This is a genomic window from Enterobacter chengduensis (assembly GCF_001984825.2).
In the GTDB taxonomy this organism is placed as follows: Bacteria; Pseudomonadota; Gammaproteobacteria; order Enterobacterales; family Enterobacteriaceae; genus Enterobacter; species Enterobacter chengduensis.
In genome coordinates this window covers 4826546-4844119 of record NZ_CP043318.1, presented here as the reverse complement: position 1 = coordinate 4844119, position 17574 = coordinate 4826546, and the positions used below count along the sequence as shown (strand labels likewise).

The 17574-nt window shown below is 55.5% G+C and carries 10 protein-coding genes, 2 tRNA genes and 3 rRNA genes; 13 read left to right on the top strand and 2 right to left on the bottom strand.

Translation table 11 applies throughout. The features are described 5' to 3' along the window. Nucleotides 1–12: 12 nt before the first annotated feature. Nucleotides 13–1503 (top strand): 4-hydroxy-3-polyprenylbenzoate decarboxylase, encoded by a 1491-nt coding sequence (gene ubiD / locus FY206_RS23425; RefSeq protein ID WP_086379821.1) that lies wholly within the window; start codon nt 13–15, stop codon nt 1501–1503. Between the two features lie 42 nt (nt 1504–1545). Then, complete coding sequence (gene fre, locus FY206_RS23420; RefSeq protein WP_008501516.1) at nt 1546–2247, top strand: NAD(P)H-flavin reductase; 702 nt, start codon at nt 1546–1548, stop codon at nt 2245–2247. A 182-nt stretch (nt 2248–2429) separates the two neighbouring features. On the opposite strand, the gene fadA is transcribed toward fre, so the two are convergent. Both fadA and fadB read right to left on the bottom strand, forming a co-directional pair. Continuing rightward, nucleotides 2430–3593 (bottom strand): acetyl-CoA C-acyltransferase FadA, encoded by a 1164-nt coding sequence (fadA, locus tag FY206_RS23415; protein WP_032644771.1) that lies wholly within the window; start codon nt 3591–3593, stop codon nt 2430–2432. 9 nt (nt 3594–3602) lie between these two features. After that, nucleotides 3603–5792 (bottom strand): fatty acid oxidation complex subunit alpha FadB, encoded by a 2190-nt coding sequence (gene fadB, locus FY206_RS23410; RefSeq protein ID WP_032644770.1) that lies wholly within the window; start codon nt 5790–5792, stop codon nt 3603–3605. A gap of 189 nt (nt 5793–5981) precedes the next feature. On the opposite strand from fadB, the gene pepQ reads away from it, so the two are divergent. From pepQ to birA, 11 genes are all read left to right on the top strand, one after another. Then, the gene (gene pepQ, locus FY206_RS23405) at nt 5982–7313 is read left to right on the top strand and encodes a Xaa-Pro dipeptidase (protein WP_032644769.1); all 1332 of its coding nucleotides are present in this window, start codon (nt 5982–5984) and stop codon (nt 7311–7313) included. Next, nucleotides 7313–7927, top strand: a complete 615-nt coding sequence (locus FY206_RS23400) for an IMPACT family protein (RefSeq protein WP_032644768.1) — start codon at nt 7313–7315, stop codon at nt 7925–7927. Before pepQ ends, FY206_RS23400 begins: the two co-directional genes overlap by 1 nt. Nucleotides 7928–7967: 40 nt before the next feature. Next, entirely contained in the window at nt 7968–9419 is a 1452-nt protein-coding gene (gene trkH / locus FY206_RS23395) for a Trk system potassium transporter TrkH (protein ID WP_032644767.1), read from the top strand. A 10-nt stretch (nt 9420–9429) separates the two neighbouring features. Beyond that, on the top strand, nt 9430–9975 hold the full coding sequence (gene hemG, locus FY206_RS23390) for a menaquinone-dependent protoporphyrinogen IX dehydrogenase (RefSeq protein ID WP_032644766.1): 546 nt from the start codon (nt 9430–9432) through the stop codon (nt 9973–9975). A 353-nt stretch (nt 9976–10328) separates the two neighbouring features. Then, a 16S ribosomal RNA gene (locus FY206_RS23385) occupies nt 10329–11870 on the top strand. 69 nt (nt 11871–11939) lie between these two features. After that, nucleotides 11940–12016 (top strand) — tRNA-Ile (locus tag FY206_RS23380). A gap of 109 nt (nt 12017–12125) precedes the next feature. Beyond that, nucleotides 12126–12201, top strand: a tRNA-Ala gene (locus tag FY206_RS23375). Nucleotides 12202–12371: 170 nt separating this feature from the next. Then, nucleotides 12372–15276: ribosomal RNA gene (locus tag FY206_RS23370) — 23S ribosomal RNA — on the top strand. A 68-nt stretch (nt 15277–15344) separates the two neighbouring features. Further along, nucleotides 15345–15460 (top strand): 5S ribosomal RNA (rrf, locus tag FY206_RS23365). The 16S, 23S and 5S rRNA genes sit together here with 2 tRNA genes alongside, the layout of an rRNA operon. A gap of 124 nt (nt 15461–15584) precedes the next feature. After that, complete coding sequence (gene murB, locus FY206_RS23360) at nt 15585–16613, top strand: UDP-N-acetylmuramate dehydrogenase (RefSeq protein WP_032644644.1); 1029 nt, start codon at nt 15585–15587, stop codon at nt 16611–16613. Then, entirely contained in the window at nt 16610–17572 is a 963-nt protein-coding gene (gene birA / locus FY206_RS23355) for a bifunctional biotin--[acetyl-CoA-carboxylase] ligase/biotin operon repressor BirA (protein WP_032644643.1), read from the top strand. Before murB ends, birA begins: the two co-directional genes overlap by 4 nt. The last annotated feature ends 2 nt before the right edge of the window (nt 17573–17574 follow it).

The following is a 17574-nucleotide window of genomic DNA, read 5'->3' as shown; positions in this document are numbered from 1 at the left end:
AGAGAGGCCATGATTAACTGCATGAAATACCACGATCTCCGCGACTTCCTGACGCTGCTGGAAAAGCAGGGCGAACTCAAACGTATTACACTTCCTGTTGATCCCTATCTGGAGATGACAGAAATTGCTGACCGCACCCTGCGTGCCGGTGGCCCCGCGTTACTCTTTGAAAATCCGAAAGGTTACGCCATGCCGGTGCTGTGCAACCTGTTTGGTACACCGTGTCGTGTCGCATTGGGGATGGGGCAGGAAGACGTTACCGCGTTGCGTGAAGTGGGTAAGCTGCTGGCATTTCTGAAAGAGCCGGAGCCGCCGAAAGGCTTCCGCGATCTGTTCGACAAGCTGCCGCAGTTTAAGCAGGTGCTGAACATGCCCACCAAACGCCTGCGCGGCGCGCCGTGCCAGCAGAAAGTGCTGGAAGGCGATGCGGTTGATTTGACCAAAATCCCTATCATGCAGTGCTGGCCGGAAGATGCCGCGCCGCTGATCACCTGGGGGTTGACCGTCACGCGCGGTCCGCATAAAGAACGGCAAAATCTGGGTATTTACCGCCAGCAGCTGATTGGCAAGAATAAGCTCATCATGCGCTGGCTGTCGCATCGCGGCGGCGCGCTGGATTTCCAGGAGTGGTGCGCTGCGCATCCGGGGGAACGTTTCCCGGTGTCCGTTGCGCTGGGCGCCGATCCGGCCACCATTCTCGGGGCCGTCACGCCCGTGCCGGATACCCTTTCTGAATATGCCTTTGCAGGCCTGCTGCGCGGCACGAAGACTGAAGTCGTGAAGTGCATCTCTAACGATCTTGAAGTGCCCGCCAGTGCTGAAATTGTGCTGGAAGGTTATCTTGAGCAGGGTGAAATGGCGCCAGAAGGCCCTTACGGCGACCATACCGGCTATTACAACGAAGTGGATCACTTCCCGGTGTTTACCGTGACGCACATTACGCAGCGTGAAGATGCGATTTATCACTCCACCTATACCGGGCGTCCACCGGATGAACCCGCGGTGCTTGGCGTGGCGCTGAATGAAGTGTTTGTGCCGATCCTGCAAAAGCAGTTCCCGGAAATTGTTGATTTTTATCTGCCGCCTGAGGGATGCTCGTATCGCATGGCGGTCGTTACGATGAAGAAACAGTACCCGGGTCATGCAAAACGCGTGATGATGGGCGTATGGTCTTTCCTGCGCCAGTTTATGTATACCAAATTTGTAATTGTCTGCGATGATGACGTAAACGCCCGCGACTGGAATGACGTCATCTGGGCCATTACCACGCGAATGGACCCGGCGCGCGATACGGTGTTAGTCGAAAACACGCCGATAGATTACCTGGATTTTGCCTCGCCGGTTTCCGGTCTTGGCTCAAAGATGGGACTGGATGCCACAAATAAATGGCCTGGCGAAACCGACCGTGAATGGGGTCGCCCGATCAAAAAAGATCCTGCCGTGACCGCGCGCATTGACGCGATCTGGGACGAACTGGCCATAATGAATAACGGTAAACCCTGAGCTGACCGTTAAGCCCTATAGACTTCCCGACAGAGAGAGCGAATGACAACCTTAAGCTGTAAAGTGACCTCGGTAGATGCCATCACCGACACCGTATATCGCGTCCGTTTAGTGCCAGAAGCGCCATTCTCTTTCCGCGCGGGTCAGTACCTGATGGTTGTGATGGATGAGCGTGATAAGCGTCCTTTCTCTATGGCCTCAACGCCAGCGGAGCAGGAATTTATTGAGCTTCATATTGGTGCGTCAGAGCTTAACCTGTATGCGATGGCCGTCATGGACCGCATTCTGAAAGAACGCGAGATCGTGGTGGATATTCCACACGGTGACGCGTGGCTGCGCGATGACGAAGACCGTCCGCTGATCCTGATTGCGGGCGGTACCGGCTTCTCCTACGTGCGTTCTATTCTGTTAACCGCCCTGGCGCGTAACCCGGACCGTGACATCACCATTTACTGGGGGGGGCGCGAAGAGAAACACCTGTACGATCTCTCTGAGCTGGAAGCGCTGAGCGTTACTCATCCAAACCTGCGCATTGAGCCGGTGGTTGAGCAGCCGGAAGAGGGCTGGCGCGGGCGTAGCGGTACCGTGCTGACGGCGGTATTGCAGGATCACGGTACGCTGGCAGGGCATGATATCTATATCGCTGGCCGTTTCGAGATGGCGAAAATCGCCCGGGACCTGTTCTGTAACGAACGTGACGCGCGTGAAGATCGCCTGTTCGGCGATGCGTTTGCCTTCATTTAAATAAAAAACCCGCCCCTGACAGGCGGGAAGAACGGCAACTAAACTGTCTCTCTTCGCCAATGACGCCATAACTGCGTTGGCTGCGCTCGTTCACCCGAATCACTTACTTGAGTAAGCTCATCGGGATTCGCTCGCTTGCCGCCTTGTTCTGACGTCATTGGTTTTGAGATACTTTTCCTGATTTACACTCTCTCAAACACCGTCGCGATACCCTGACCCAGCCCGATACACATCGTTGCCAGACCAAACTGGGCATCTTTGCGTTCCATCAGGTTAATCAGCGTTGTGCTGATACGCGCCCCGGAGCAACCCAGCGGGTGACCGAGGGCGATCGCGCCGCCGTTGAGGTTAATCTTCTCGTCGATCTGCTCCATCAGTCCCAGATCTTTAATGCACGGCAGGATCTGCGCGGCAAACGCTTCGTTCATCTCGAACAGATCGATGTCGCTGGCGGTTAGTCCCGCTTTTTTCAGCGCCAGCTTCGAGGCCGGAACCGGGCCATAGCCCATGATTGACGGATCGCAGCCCACGACCGCCATGGAACGTACCCGAGCGCGAGGGGTTAAGCCCAGCTCGCGGGCGCGGCTTTCGCTCATCACCAGCATCGCGGCGGCACCGTCGGACAGCGCCGACGAGGTTCCCGCCGTGACCGTACCGGTAACCGGATCAAACGCAGGGCGCAGGGTGGAAAGCGCTTCGACGGTGGTCTCCGGACGGATGACTTCGTCGTAGCTGAACTGCTTCAGGACGCCGTCAGCGTCGTGACCGCCGGTCGGGATGATCTCATTCTTAAAGGCACCGGACTGCGTCGCCGCCCATGCGCGAGCGTGAGAGCGCGCGGCAAAGGCGTCCTGCATTTCGCGGCTAATGCCGTGCAGGCGGGAGAGCATCTCGGCGGTGAGGCCCATCATCCCTGCGGCTTTCGCCACGTTACGGCTCATGCCCGGGTGGAAATCGACCCCGTGGCTCATCGGCACGTGACCCATATGCTCCACGCCGCCCACCAGGCAGGCCTGCGCGTCACCGGTCATGATCATGCGGGCCGCGTCGTGCAGCGCCTGCATTGACGAACCGCACAGGCGGTTAACGGTGACGGCCGGAACCGAATGCGGGATCTCCGCCAGCAGCGACGCGTTACGGGCGATGTTGAAGCCTTGCTCCAGGGTCTGCTGCACGCAGCCCCAGTAGATATCGTCCAGCGCAGCAGGATCCAGCGACGGGTTACGCGCCAGCAGGCTACGCATCAGGTGCGCGGAGAGGTCTTCCGCACGCACGTTACGGAATGCGCCGCCTTTTGAACGGCCCATCGGTGTGCGAATCGCATCAACAATGACAACCTTTTCCATTGTGACTCCTTAAGCCGTTTTCAGCTCGCCAACCGGACGGGCTGGCTCAACTGCTGGATAGTAGGGTTCGTTATGGCGCGCTTTATTACGCAGCCCTTCCGGTACCTCATAAAGCGGGCCCAGGTGCTGATACTGCTGAGCCATATCGAGGTAGCGGGCGCTGCCGAGCGTGTCCAGCCAGCGGAACGCGCCGCCGTGGAACGGAGGGAAGCCCAGGCCATAGACCAGCGCCATATCGGCTTCTGCCGGGCTGGCGATGATGCCTTCTTCGAGGCAACGCACCACTTCGTTGATCATCGGAATCATCATGCGGGCGACGATCTCATCGTCGGTGAAGTCACGCTTCGGCTGACTGACGTCGGCCAGCAGGCCATCCACTACCGCATCCTCTTCTTTCTTCGGTTTGCCTTTGCTGTCTTCTTTATAGCGCCAGAAGCCGAGGCCGTTTTTCTGACCGAAGCGGTTAGCGTCGAACAGCGCGTCAATGGCGTCGCGATAGTCTTTCTGCATGCGCTGCGGGAAGCCTGCCGCCATTACCGCCTGGGCGTGGTGGGCGGTATCAATGCCGACCACATCCAGCAGATACGCCGGGCCCATCGGCCAGCCGAACTGTTTTTCCATCACTTTGTCGATTTTGCGGAAGTCCGCCCCGTCGCGCAGCAGCTGGCTGAAGCCGGCGAAGTAAGGGAACAGCACGCGGTTGACGAAGAAGCCCGGGCAGTCGTTGACCACGATCGGCGTTTTGCCCATCTTGCTGGCCCACGCCACCACTTTCGCGATGGTCTCGTCTGAGGTTTTTTCCCCGCGAATCACTTCGACCAGCGGCATACGGTGTACCGGGTTGAAGAAGTGCATTCCGCAGAAGTTTTCCGGACGCTTAAGCACGCTCGCCAGTTCGCTGATTGGAATGGTGGAGGTGTTAGAGGCGAGTACGGTATCCGGGCGAACCTTGTCTTCCGTTTCCGCCAGCACCGCTTTTTTGACTTTCGGGTTCTCGACGACGGCTTCGACCACCACGTCGACACGGTCGAAACCGCTGTATTCCAGCACCGGCTGAATGGTGGAGATCACCCCTGCCAGCTTCAGGCCGTCAATTTTTCCGCGTTCCAGCTGTTTGTTCAGCAGCTTGGCCGCTTCGGTCATGCCCAGCGTCAGGGATTTCTCGCTGATGTCTTTCATCACCACCGGCACGCCTTTCCAGGCCGACTGGTAGGCGATGCCGCCACCCATAATGCCCGCGCCGAGTACCGCCGCGTGTTTTGGCGTCTCAACGTTTTTGGTCAGCTGTTTGGCTTTGCCTTTCACGAACTGATCGTTGAGGAAGATACCGACCAGCGCGCGGGCTTCGTTGGTGTGCGCCAGCGGGACAAAGCTTTGGTTTTCCAGCTTCAGCGCCTCATCGCGACCGAGACGGGCCGCCGCTTCAATGGTTTTCACCGCCGCGATCGGCGCCGGGTAGTGTTTACCCGCCGTCTGCATCACCATGCCTTTGGCGATGGTGAAGCTCATGGTGGCTTCAATCTTGCTGAGTTTTAACGGCTCCAGCTTCGGCTGGCGTTTGGCTTTCCAGTCGAGATCGCCGTTAATTGCCTGACGCAAAATGGCGAGTGCGCCTTCAACAAGCTTTTCGGGTTTGACAACGCCGTCGACCAGGCCAATTTTCAGCGCCTGTTCTGCGCCGACATCTTTACCTGCGGCGATGATCTCCAGCGCGCTGTCGGCACCCAGCATACGCGGCATACGCACGGAGCCGCCAAAGCCCGGCATGATGCCCAGCTTGGTTTCCGGCAGGCCGATGCGCAGGTCCGGCGTCGCCAGACGGTAGTCGGTCGCCAGCACGCACTCGCAGCCACCGCCCAGCGCGTAGCCATTAACGGCGGAAAGGGTCGGGACAGGCAGATCTTCCAGACGATTAAAGACGCTGTTGGCGAAGTGCAGCCACTGGCTCAGCTGTTCTTCCGGAACCAGGAAAAGCGAAAGGAACTCGGTGATATCGGCACCGACAATAAAGGCCGCTTTGTTCGAGCGCAGCAGCAGCCCTTTCAATTCAGGTTGTTTTTCAAGAACGTCGAGCGCCTGGCCAAGACTGGCCACCGTCGCGGTATCGAGCTTATTCACTGAGCCGGGGGCATCGAACACCAGTTCGGCAATGCCATCTTCCAGCCAGTTGAGGTACAGGGTGTCGCCTTTGTAGAGCATGTCAGTCTCCTGAATCCAGCAATTGGATCTGGTCATACCAGATGAATCGGAGTGTGGGATTTATGTTAATAAAATGCAAATTACTCATTAAGAAAATGCTGCATTGATCACGGTCGGTGGAAATCACGCAGGCGGAGTGAGGTGTGCTAAGATGCGATGACTTGAGGTCAAAAAACGAAAGGAATAATGATGGACTCACTGGCTTCGCTTTATAAAAATCATATCGTTACCCTACAGGAACGTACCCGCGATGTACTGGCCCGCTTTAAGCTGGATGCGCTACTGATCCACTCCGGCGAGCTGATGAATACCTTTCTGGATGACCACGCTTATCCGTTTAAGGTGAACCCGCAGTTTAAGGCCTGGGTGCCGGTGACGCAGGTTCCTAACTGCTGGCTGCTGGTGGATGGCGTGAACAAGCCGAAACTGTGGTTCTACCTGCCGGTTGATTACTGGCACAACGTTGAGCCGCTTCCGACCTCTTTCTGGACGGAAGAGATTGAGGTGATTGCGCTGCCAAAAGCGGACGGTATTGGCGGCCAGCTGCCTGCCGCGCGTGGCAACATTGCCTATATTGGCCCTGTGCCGGAACGTGCATTAGGCCTGGATATTGCAGCAGACAAACTGAACCCGAAAGGGGTGCTGGATTACCTCCACTATTACCGCGCATATAAAACCGACTATGAACTTTACTGCATGCGTGAAGCGCAAAAAACGGCGGTGAATGGTCACCGTGCCGCGCACGAAGCGTTCCAGTCGGGGATGAGCGAGTTCGACATCAATCAGGCCTATCTGACCGCGACAGGTCACCGTGATACCGACGTGCCGTACAGCAACATTGTCGCGCTGAACGAGCACGCGTCTGTGCTTCACTACACCAAACTGGATCACCAGGTTCCGTCGGAAATGCGCAGCTTCCTGCTGGACGCAGGGGCAGAGTACAACGGCTACGCGGCCGACCTGACCCGTACCTGGGCAGCTAACGCGGATACCGATTTCGCACAGCTGATCAAAGACGTGAACGATGAACAGCTGGCGCTGATTGGCACCATGAAGGCGGGAACCAGCTATGTGGATTACCACATCCAGTTCCATCAGCGCATCGCAAAACTGCTGCGTAAGCATCAGATTGTGAAAGACATGAGCGAAGAGGCGATGGTCGAGAACGATCTGACCGGGCCATTCATGCCGCACGGCATTGGTCACCCGCTGGGCCTGCAGGTTCACGACGTCGCGGGCTTTATGCAGGATGATACCGGCACGCACCTGGCGGCACCGTCTAAATATCCTTACCTGCGCTGCACCCGTATTCTGGAGCCGCGCATGGTGCTGACGATTGAACCGGGGATCTACTTCATCGAATCCCTGCTGGCGCCGTGGCGTGAAGGCCAGTTCAGTAAGCACTTCAACTGGGAAAAAATTGAGGCGCTGAAGCCGTTTGGCGGTATTCGCATCGAAGATAACGTCGTGATTCACGAGAACGGTATCGAGAACATGACGCGAGACCTGAAGCTGGCCTGATGGAAAGCTGGCTGATACCGGCTGAACCGGTCACCTTTGTTGAGGACATCAAGAAAAGCCGCTTTATTACGCTGCTGGCGCACACCGACGGCGTAGAGGCGGCAAAGGCGTTTGTTGAGTCCGTCCGGGCTGAGCATCCTGACGCACGCCACCACTGCGTGGCCTGGGTGGCAGGGCCGCCGGACGATTCGCAGCAATTGGGGTTTTCCGACGACGGTGAACCAGCGGGTACGGCCGGTAAACCCATGCTTTCGCAGCTGATGGGCAGCGGCGTGGGGGAAATTACCGCCGTGGTGGTGCGCTACTACGGCGGCATTTTGTTAGGGACCGGTGGGCTGGTTAAAGCCTATGGCGGGGGCGTGCAGCAGGCGCTTCACATGTTGGTCACTGCCCGCAAAACGCCGCTTACCGAATATACTTTAGTATGCGATTACGCCCAGCTTTCGGGCATCGAGGCGCTGCTGAGGCAGTTTAACGGCGTCATCGCGCACAGTGAATATCAGGCGATGGTGCAATTACGCGTGGCGCTTCCTCAGGCGGAACTGGCTGCTTTTTCAGCAAAGCTGGCTGATTTTAGTCGTGGTTCGTTGCAATTGCTGCCGATTGAAGAATAATCCCCACCTCACTTTTTGAATACCAAAGGAAGCGGCAGAGATGCATTTTCGTGCCATAACCCGAATCGTTGGACTGCTGGTCATACTCTTTTCCGGGACGATGATTCTCCCTGGACTGGTGGCGCTTATCTACCGGGACGGCGCGGGGCGGGCATTTACCCAGACCTTCTTTGTCGCGCTGGCGATTGGCTCCCTGCTGTGGTGGCCGAACCGTCGTCAGAAAGGTGAGTTGAAATCTCGCGAAGGATTTCTGATTGTGGTTCTGTTCTGGACGGTGCTGGGGAGCGTGGGTTCGCTGCCGTTTATCTTCGCGGAACAGCCTAACCTGAGCATCACGGATGCCTTTTTTGAATCGTTCTCTGGTTTAACAACCACCGGGGCGACGACGCTGGTGGGGCTGGATTCGCTCCCGCACGCCATTCTCTTTTATCGCCAGATGCTGCAGTGGTTCGGGGGGATGGGGATCATCGTCCTCGCGGTGGCCATCCTGCCTATTCTGGGCGTGGGCGGCATGCAGCTCTATCGCGCTGAAATGCCAGGGCCGCTGAAAGACAACAAGATGCGCCCGCGTATTGCCGAGACGGCGAAAACCCTGTGGCTTATCTATGTCTTACTGACGGTGGCCTGTGCGCTGGCGCTGTGGTTCGCCGGGATGCCCGCTTTCGACGCCATCGGACACAGCTTCGCGACGATTGCGATCGGTGGGTTCTCCACTCACGATGCCAGCGTTGGCTACTTCGATAGCCCAACCATTAACACTATTATTGCCATTTTCCTGCTGATCTCCGGCTGTAACTACGGCCTGCACTTCTCTTTACTGAGCGGACGCAGCCTGAAGGTGTACTGGCGCGACCCAGAGTTCCGCATGTTCATTGGCGTCCAGCTGACGCTGGTTGTCATCTGTACCCTGGTGCTCTGGTTCCATGATGTCTACAACTCTGCCCTGACAACGCTAAACCAGGCCTTCTTCCAGGTGGTGTCGATGGCGACGACCGCCGGGTTTACCACGGACAGCATCGCGCGCTGGCCGCTGTTCCTGCCGGTGCTGCTTTTATGCTCTGCATTTATCGGGGGCTGCGCGGGGTCGACGGGCGGTGGCCTGAAGGTCATTCGTATTTTGCTGCTGTTTAAGCAGGGAAACCGAGAGCTGAAGCGCCTGGTCCACCCGAACGCGGTCTACAGCATCAAGCTGGGGAACCGCGCGCTGCCGGAACGTATCCTCGAAGCGGTCTGGGGTTTCTTCTCAGCCTATGCGCTGGTCTTTATCGTCAGTATGCTGGCCATTATCGCGACGGGAGTCGATGATTTCTCCGCCTTTGCGTCCGTGGTCGCAACATTGAACAACCTCGGGCCTGGCCTGGGGGTGGTGGCGGATAACTTTGCCAGTATGAACCCCGTCGCGAAATGGATCCTCATCGCCAATATGCTGTTTGGCCGTCTTGAGGTCTTTACGCTGCTGGTGCTGTTCACCCCTACATTCTGGCGCGAGTAAGGAGCCGTTAATGAAAACACTGATTCTTTTCTCCACGCGAGACGGGCAAACGCGCGAGATTGCCGCTTACCTGGCATCTGAACTTAAAGAGCTGGGGATCTATTCCGATGTGGTAAACCTGAACCGTGCGGAGCAGATTGCCTGGCAGGATTACGATCGCGTGGTGATTGGCGCATCTATTCGTTACGGGCATTTCCACCCGGCGCTGGATCGCTTTGTGAAAAAGCACACGGCGACGCTCAACGCGTTGCCCGGCGCCTTTTACTCGGTCAATCTCGTCGCGCGTAAAGCCGAGAAGCGCACGCCGCAGACCAATAGCTACACGCGCAAGTTTTTACTTAGCTCACCGTGGCAGCCGGACCTGTGCGCCGTCTTTGCTGGTGCGCTGCGTTACCCTCGCTACAAATGGTATGACCGCTTTATGATCCGCCTCATTATGAAGATGACGGGGGGAGAAACCGACACGCGTAAAGAAGTGGTTTATACCGACTGGTCTCAGGTTGCCAGTTTTGCGCGGGAAATCGCACATTTAACGGGCGATTCGCGACATAAATAAGCGTTAAGTTTGAAAAGTGAGCGAACGAAAAGTTTTTTGTATTTTGTACTTGTCACGTCAGAATAACTCCCTATAATGCGCCTCCACTGACACGGAACAACGGCACGCAAGCCGCCGGGTCAGCAGAGAAAAGCAAAAATAAACGCTTGACTCTGAAGCGGGAAAGCGTAATATGCACACCCCGCGCCGCAGCGAAAACGAAGCGGCACTGCTCTTTAACAATTTATCAGACAATCTGTGTGGGCACTCAAAGTGACATGGATTCTTAACGTCCTCGGACGAAAAATGAATACCAAGTCTCTGAGTGAACATACGTAATTCATTACGAAGTTTAATTCACGAGCATCAAACTTAAATTGAAGAGTTTGATCATGGCTCAGATTGAACGCTGGCGGCAGGCCTAACACATGCAAGTCGAGCGGTAGCACAGAGGAGCTTGCTCCTCGGGTGACGAGCGGCGGACGGGTGAGTAATGTCTGGGAAACTGCCTGATGGAGGGGGATAACTACTGGAAACGGTAGCTAATACCGCATAACGTCGCAAGACCAAAGAGGGGGACCTTCGGGCCTCTTGCCATCAGATGTGCCCAGATGGGATTAGCTAGTAGGTGGGGTAACGGCTCACCTAGGCGACGATCCCTAGCTGGTCTGAGAGGATGACCAGCCACACTGGAACTGAGACACGGTCCAGACTCCTACGGGAGGCAGCAGTGGGGAATATTGCACAATGGGCGCAAGCCTGATGCAGCCATGCCGCGTGTATGAAGAAGGCCTTCGGGTTGTAAAGTACTTTCAGCGGGGAGGAAGGTGTTGAGGCTAATAACCTCAGCAATTGACGTTACCCGCAGAAGAAGCACCGGCTAACTCCGTGCCAGCAGCCGCGGTAATACGGAGGGTGCAAGCGTTAATCGGAATTACTGGGCGTAAAGCGCACGCAGGCGGTCTGTCAAGTCGGATGTGAAATCCCCGGGCTCAACCTGGGAACTGCATTCGAAACTGGCAGGCTAGAGTCTTGTAGAGGGGGGTAGAATTCCAGGTGTAGCGGTGAAATGCGTAGAGATCTGGAGGAATACCGGTGGCGAAGGCGGCCCCCTGGACAAAGACTGACGCTCAGGTGCGAAAGCGTGGGGAGCAAACAGGATTAGATACCCTGGTAGTCCACGCCGTAAACGATGTCGACTTGGAGGTTGTGCCCTTGAGGCGTGGCTTCCGGAGCTAACGCGTTAAGTCGACCGCCTGGGGAGTACGGCCGCAAGGTTAAAACTCAAATGAATTGACGGGGGCCCGCACAAGCGGTGGAGCATGTGGTTTAATTCGATGCAACGCGAAGAACCTTACCTACTCTTGACATCCAGAGAACTTTCCAGAGATGGATTGGTGCCTTCGGGAACTCTGAGACAGGTGCTGCATGGCTGTCGTCAGCTCGTGTTGTGAAATGTTGGGTTAAGTCCCGCAACGAGCGCAACCCTTATCCTTTGTTGCCAGCGGTTAGGCCGGGAACTCAAAGGAGACTGCCAGTGATAAACTGGAGGAAGGTGGGGATGACGTCAAGTCATCATGGCCCTTACGAGTAGGGCTACACACGTGCTACAATGGCGCATACAAAGAGAAGCGACCTCGCGAGAGCAAGCGGACCTCATAAAGTGCGTCGTAGTCCGGATTGGAGTCTGCAACTCGACTCCATGAAGTCGGAATCGCTAGTAATCGTAGATCAGAATGCTACGGTGAATACGTTCCCGGGCCTTGTACACACCGCCCGTCACACCATGGGAGTGGGTTGCAAAAGAAGTAGGTAGCTTAACCTTCGGGAGGGCGCTTACCACTTTGTGATTCATGACTGGGGTGAAGTCGTAACAAGGTAACCGTAGGGGAACCTGCGGTTGGATCACCTCCTTACCTTAAAGAACCTGCCTTTGTAGTGCTCACACAGATTGTCTGATGAAAAACAGCAGTAAAAACCTCTACAGGCTTGTAGCTCAGGTGGTTAGAGCGCACCCCTGATAAGGGTGAGGTCGGTGGTTCAAGTCCACTCAGGCCTACCAAATTCTCCCTGAATACTGCGTTGCGAAATAACTCACATACTGAAGTATGCTTCGTTATTCCACGCCTTGTCTCAGGAAGAATTACCGGTACAGAGGTTTGTAATACGATGGGGCTATAGCTCAGCTGGGAGAGCGCCTGCTTTGCACGCAGGAGGTCTGCGGTTCGATCCCGCATAGCTCCACCATCTTTTACTGCGAACACAAGAAAACTTCAGAGTGAACCTGAAAAGGTGCACTGCGAAGTTTTGCTCTTTAAAAATCTGGATCAAGCTGAAAATTGAAACGACACATCTTCAAGGTGTGTTCGAGTCTCTCAAATTTTCGCAATCAGAAGTGAAACATCTTCGGGTTGTGAGGTTAAGCGACTAAGCGTACACGGTGGATGCCCTGGCAGTCAGAGGCGATGAAGGACGTGCTAATCTGCGAAAAGCGCCGGCGAGGTGATATGAACCTTTGACCCGGCGATGTCCGAATGGGGAAACCCAGTGTGTTCCGACACACTATCGTTAACTGAATACATAGGTTAACGAGGCGAACCGGGGGAACTGAAACATCTAAGTACCCCGAGGAAAAGAAATCAACCGAGATTCCCCCAGTAGCGGCGAGCGAACGGGGAGCAGCCCAGAGTCTGAATCAGCTTGTGTGTTAGTGGAAGCGTCTGGAAAGTCGCACGGTACAGGGTGACAGTCCCGTACACGAAAGCACACAGGTTGTGAACTCGAAGAGTAGGGCGGGACACGTGGTATCCTGTCTGAATATGGGGGGACCATCCTCCAAGGCTAAATACTCCTGACTGACCGATAGTGAACCAGTACCGTGAGGGAAAGGCGAAAAGAACCCCGGCGAGGGGAGTGAAAAAGAACCTGAAACCGTGTACGTACAAGCAGTGGGAGCACCTTCGTGGTGTGACTGCGTACCTTTTGTATAATGGGTCAGCGACTTATATTCTGTAGCAAGGTTAACCGTATAGGGGAGCCGAAGGGAAACCGAGTCTTAACTGGGCGTTAAGTTGCAGGGTATAGACCCGAAACCCGGTGATCTAGCCATGGGCAGGTTGAAGGTTGGGTAACACTAACTGGAGGACCGAACCGACTAATGTTGAAAAATTAGCGGATGACTTGTGGCTGGGGGTGAAAGGCCAATCAAACCGGGAGATAGCTGGTTCTCCCCGAAAGCTATTTAGGTAGCGCCTCGTGAACTCATCTTCGGGGGTAGAGCACTGTTTCGGCTAGGGGGCCATCCCGGCTTACCAACCCGATGCAAACTACGAATACCGAAGAATGTTATCACGGGAGACACACGGCGGGTGCTAACGTCCGTCGTGAAGAGGGAAACAACCCAGACCGCCAGCTAAGGTCCCAAAGTCATGGTTAAGTGGGAAACGATGTGGGAAGGCACAGACAGCCAGGATGTTGGCTTAGAAGCAGCCATCATTTAAAGAAAGCGTAATAGCTCACTGGTCGAGTCGGCCTGCGCGGAAGATGTAACGGGGCTAAACCATGCACCGAAGCTGCGGCAGCGACGCTTATGCGTTGTTGGGTAGGGGAGCGTTCTGTAAGCCGTTGAAGGTGGCCTGTGAGGGTTGCTGGAGGTATCAGAAGTGCGAATGCTGACATAAGTAACGATAAAGCGGGTGAAAAGCCCGCTCGCCGGAAGACCAAGGGTTCCTGTCCAACGTTAATCGGGGCAGGGTGAGTCGACCCCTAAGGCGAGGCCGAAAGGCGTAGTCGATGGGAAACAGGTTAATATTCCTGTACTTGGTGTTGCTGCGAAGGGGGGACGGAGAAGGCTATGTTAGCCGGGCGACGGTTGTCCCGGTTTAAGCATGTAGGCGGAGGTTCCAGGTAAATCCGGTACCTTTTAACGCTGAGGTGTGATGACGAGGCACTACGGTGCTGAAGTAACAAATGCCCTGCTTCCAGGAAAAGCCTCTAAGCATCAGGTAACACGAAATCGTACCCCAAACCGACACAGGTGGTCAGGTAGAGAATACCAAGGCGCTTGAGAGAACTCGGGTGAAGGAACTAGGCAAAATGGTGCCGTAACTTCGGGAGAAGGCACGCTGATATGTAGGTGAAGCCCCTGCGGGTGGAGCTGAAATCAGTCGAAGATACCAGCTGGCTGCAACTGTTTATTAAAAACACAGCACTGTGCAAACACGAAAGTGGACGTATACGGTGTGACGCCTGCCCGGTGCCGGAAGGTTAATTGATGGGGTTAGCGGCAACGCGAAGCTCTTGATCGAAGCCCCGGTAAACGGCGGCCGTAACTATAACGGTCCTAAGGTAGCGAAATTCCTTGTCGGGTAAGTTCCGACCTGCACGAATGGCGTAATGATGGCCAGGCTGTCTCCACCCGAGACTCAGTGAAATTGAACTCGCTGTGAAGATGCAGTGTACCCGCGGCAAGACGGAAAGACCCCGTGAACCTTTACTATAGCTTGACACTGAACACTGGTCCTTGATGTGTAGGATAGGTGGGAGGCTTTGAAGCGTGGACGCCAGTCTGCGTGGAGCCGTCCTTGAAATACCACCCTTTAATGGCTGGTGTTCTAACGTAGACCCGTGATCCGGGTTGCGGACAGTGTCTGGTGGGTAGTTTGACTGGGGCGGTCTCCTCCCAAAGAGTAACGGAGGAGCACGAAGGTTAGCTAATCCTGGTCGGACATCAGGAGGTTAGTGCAATGGCATAAGCTAGCTTGACTGCGAGAGTGACGGCTCGAGCAGGTGCGAAAGCAGGTCATAGTGATCCGGTGGTTCTGAATGGAAGGGCCATCGCTCAACGGATAAAAGGTACTCCGGGGATAACAGGCTGATACCGCCCAAGAGTTCATATCGACGGCGGTGTTTGGCACCTCGATGTCGGCTCATCACATCCTGGGGCTGAAGTAGGTCCCAAGGGTATGGCTGTTCGCCATTTAAAGTGGTACGCGAGCTGGGTTTAGAACGTCGTGAGACAGTTCGGTCCCTATCTGCCGTGGGCGCTGGAGAATTGAGGGGGGCTGCTCCTAGTACGAGAGGACCGGAGTGGACGCATCACTGGTGTTCGGGTTGTCATGCCAATGGCACTGCCCGGTAGCTAAATGCGGAAAAGATAAGTGCTGAAAGCATCTAAGCACGAAACTTGCCCCGAGATGAGTTCTCCCTGACTCTTTAAGAGTCCTGAAGGAACGTTGAAGACGACGACGTTGATAGGTCGGGTGTGTAAGCGCAGCGATGCGTTGAGCTAACCGATACTAATGAACCGTGAGGCTTAACCTTACAACGCCGAAGATGTTTTGGCGAAGAGACAATCAGATTTCAGCTTTGATACAGATTAACAGAATTTGCCTGGCGGCTTTAGCGCGGTGGTCCCACCTGACCCCATGCCGAACTCAGAAGTGAAACGCCGTAGCGCCGATGGTAGTGTGGGGTCTCCCCATGTGAGAGTAGGGAACTGCCAGGCATCAAATAAGTGAAGAGGCCATCCGGAAGGATGGCTTTTTTGCGTTTCTGCGCTATACAAACTAATCCCCCAACGCCCTGCTTATACGGTAAACTACCTGCGTTTTTGCATCAGGATAGCGTCTATGAACCACTCCCTTAAGCCCTGGAATACCTTTGGCATTCAACGTAATGCTAATCAAATTGTACGTGCCGATACCGCACAGCAGCTGCTGGATGCATGGCAACGCGCAACAGAAAAAAACGAATCCGTACTGATTCTGGGCGAAGGAAGTAATGTCCTGTTTCTCGACGATTTTGCGGGCACGGTAATCGTTAACCGCATTATGGGAATTGGTATTGAAGAGCGTGCAGATAGCTGGCATCTGCACGTGGGCGCCGGAGAAAACTGGCATCATCTGGTGCAATTTACCCTCGAAAAGGGGATCGCGGGTCTGGAAAACCTTGCGCTTATCCCGGGCTGCGCCGGATCGTCACCCATTCAGAATATTGGTGCCTACGGCATCGAACTGAAGCATGTCTGTGAATACGTCGACTGCATCGAACTGGCGACCGGAACGGCGACGCGTTTAACGGCAGAACAGTGCCGTTTTGGCTACCGTGACAGTATCTTCAAACATGAATATCAGGATCGCTACGTGATTGTCGCCGTGGGCCTGCGCCTGTCGAAGAACTGGCAGCCCGTACTGACCTACGGGGATTTAACGCGTCTCGACCCGTCTACCGTTACCGCTCGCGACGTTTTTGACTCGGTTTGCCATATGCGGATGACCAAGCTACCCGACCCGAAAGTAAATGGAAATGCCGGAAGCTTCTTCAAAAACCCGGTTATCAGCGGTGAAAATGCGAAACGCTTTCTTGAAGAATGGCCAACCGCGCCACATTACCCTCAGGCGGATGGCAGCGTGAAGCTGGCTGCCGGATGGCTTATCGATCAATGCCAGCTAAAGGGCACTTCAGTCGGCGGCGCAGCCGTTCACCGACAGCAGGCACTGGTGCTGATTAATCAACGCGATGCGACCAGCGACGATGTGGTACAGCTGGCGCATTATGTGCGTCAGCGCGTGGGCGAAAAGTTTAACGTCTGGCTGGAGCCAGAAGTCCGCTTTATTGGCCGCACTGGTGAAGTTAATGCCGTGGAGGCTATTGCATGAAGGACAATACGGTCCCGTTAACCCTGATTAGTATCCTGGCGGACGGTGAATTTCATTCCGGCGAGCAGCTGGGTGAGCAGTTGGGTATGAGCCGCGCCGCCATTAACAAGCATATCCAGACGCTCCGCGACTGGGGTGTCGATGTGTTTACGGTTCCGGGAAAAGGCTACAGCCTGCCGGAGCCAATTCAGTTGCTGGATGAAGACACAATACGTAGCCAGATTGGGCACGGCAATGTGGCGGTGCTGCCTGTGATCGACTCGACGAACCAGTATCTGCTGGATCGTCTGCCTGACCTGAAATCCGGCGATGCCTGTGTTGCTGAATATCAGCAGGCCGGTCGCGGCCGTCGTGGCCGCAAGTGGTTTTCACCCTTTGGTGCCAACCTCTATCTGTCCATGTACTGGCGACTCGATCAGGGCCCGGCCGCTGCCATTGGCCTGAGTCTGGTCATCGGTATCGTCATGGCGGAGGTGCTTCACGATCTGGGTGCGGATCGGGTGCGCGTTAAATGGCCTAACGACCTGTACCTCAACGATCGTAAACTTGCCGGTATTCTGGTCGAACTGACGGGAAAAACGGGCGATGCGGCACAAATCGTCATTGGCGCGGGCCTCAATATGGTGATGCGCAATGTCCAGAATGATGTGGTGAATCAGGCCTGGACTAACCTCCAGGAAGCGGGGATCGCCATCGATCGTAACACCCTTGCCGTGCGTATGATTAAAGAGCTTCGCAGCTCGCTCAGGCTCTTTGAGCAGGAAGGGCTGGCACCGTTCCTGTCTCGTTGGGAAAAGCTGGATAACTTCATCAACCGCCCGGTGAAACTGCTGATTGGTGATAAAGAGATTTACGGCATTTCCCGCGGTATTGACGCTCAGGGCGCGCTGCTCCTTGAAAAGGATGGCGCGATCAAACCCTGGATGGGCGGTGAGATTTCCCTGCGGAGTGCCGAATAACC